Below are 1968 nucleotides of genomic sequence, written 5' to 3'. Positions count from 1 at the left end.
AATGCCCGCCTGGATAACGGATTACAATGCGGCCACGGTCGCTGAAATGCCCTGCCCGAGGACAAAATCCGCCTGCGAGGCCGCCGGCTATATCGTGTCCAGCCCCCTGCCGCGCGCGCTTACATCTCTAGCTACGCTGGGTGCAAACCCGAACGCTATCCTCCACGAACTCAGCGAAGCGCCGCTGCCGGTTATCCAGGTTCCGCTGATAAAATTCCCCTCCGGCATCTGGCTGATACTGTTCCGCCTGCTCTGGCTTGCCGATCTTGCGCGCGGTTCTGAAGCTAAAGCTGAAGTCCGGATGAGAGCCGCCAGAATGGCGCGGGAGCTGATCGACGCGGCGGAGCGATACGGGCACGTGGCCAGCATGGGTCACGGCATTTTAAACAAATTTATTTCGCTGGAATTAACGCGACTGGGCTGGATAAAAATTGCGAGTACCGGTTCAGGCTACGCAAGCTATGTCACCTGGCGTTCCCCGAAGGGGGCGCTCTGACCGCCCCTGATATCACACGAGCAGCAGCGATTAACGCCCCGCATAGCGATACACCATAATAGTGGGCGGCCGCCCGATTGTCAGAACCTGCTATCAGCCGGCGGAGCGCCAGAAGCGGCTTATGTTCTGCGCTAAAAAACTGATAAAATGCGCAAAATTTTTGAGATACGTGAAAACTTATGCCAGGAAAAAAACTGCATCTGCGCACTCTCATGCTGATGTTGTCCGTCGGAGGGATCCTGCTGACATCAATGCTGCTGCTCAGCGCCCTGACGCTTTTCCAGAAGGGCAATATTGAGAACCGGCTGCTTGAGAACAACCTCGCTTATGCCCGTAAGCTGGCGGATACCACCGACCGCTACCTGGTGACGGCGCAGCGGGAGCTCGCCTACAGCGCCGGGCAGATAAAAGCCCTTAACGACCCTCAGCAGCTGAAGAACGAAGCGGACAGGCTGCGGCTGCAGTCCGGCTTTTTCAACTCGGTGGTTATCGTCAATTCCGACGCCGTTATTGCCGCCGCCTCCCCGGAGAGCCTCAAGCTGGTGGGAATAAAGCTGCGCTCGGGCGCCAGCCGGCAGGCCATTGCCGCTAAAAAGCTCTTTATCTCTGAACCCTTCATCTCGGCGGCGGGTAATTACGTGGTGTTTGTCTCTCAGCCATTATTCAGCCCCAGCGGCGACTATCTCGGCTATATCGGCGGCAGCATCTACCTGCAAAAAGAGAGCATGCTCAGCGATATTCTCAGCATGCATTTCTATGAAAATACGACGGACGTCAGCGTTATCGATAATGACGGAAAAATCATCTTTAATCGCAATCCGGCGCGCGTGGGAGGCGAGTTTAACGCCACTCCCGGCCTGCAGGAGCAGATTATTAACGCGCAGAACGGCCACTTTTTTGGCGATGACAAAAGCGCAGACAGCCTGGTGGGCTACGCCAGCCTGAAGCAGGCCGACTGGAAGATTATCATCTCGGGGGCGTCGGAAAGCGTATCGCGTATATTAATGCAGACGGTGGTTAACGCCTTCTGGTTCACGCTGGCGATCATCTTACTGACGGTGACAACCGTGACGATTTTTGCCGCCATCATTTCGGCTCCGCTGGAGAAACTCGCCGAATTCACCCGCGCGGAAAACAACGACCCCACGCGCAAAAAGCTGGCCAACATTAACGTCTGGTACAAGGAAGCGGAGCGCCTTAAAGAGGCGTTCAGCCTGCATCTGCAAATAATGGCCCGGCGGGTTAACGCCCTCAGCGATGAAACGATGACGGACTCGCTTACCGGACTCTATAACCGCAAAGGTTTCAGCACTCTGCTAAAACAAACCTCTGCCCGGGCCGAGCGCTGCGTCATTGCGATTGATATCGATCATTTCAAAAAGATTAACGATCTGCACGGCCATGACGGCGGCGACGCGGTGCTGGTCACCTTCAGCGAGAAGCTGCGCAACCTCTGCACCGCCGGGCAGGTT

Annotated in this window: 2 protein-coding genes; both read left to right on the top strand. The window is 56.1% G+C overall.

The annotated features are described in order from the left end of the window. Window positions 1-496 (top strand): hypothetical protein (locus tag PFH44_RS27095; RefSeq protein WP_283826761.1); only part of this gene is annotated, 496 nt, incomplete at its 5' end. Between the two features lie 179 nt (window positions 497-675). Further along, window positions 676-1968, top strand: a 1293-nt coding sequence (locus PFH44_RS27090; RefSeq protein WP_283826760.1) for a diguanylate cyclase, incomplete at its 3' end; no start/stop codon positions are given.

The organism is Klebsiella sp. Ech2A (genome assembly GCF_030078455.1).
Lineage (GTDB): Bacteria > Pseudomonadota > Gammaproteobacteria > Enterobacterales > Enterobacteriaceae > Klebsiella > Klebsiella terrigena.
Note: the sequence above shows the minus strand (reverse complement) of the source record. Positions and strands in the feature narration are given on the sequence as shown.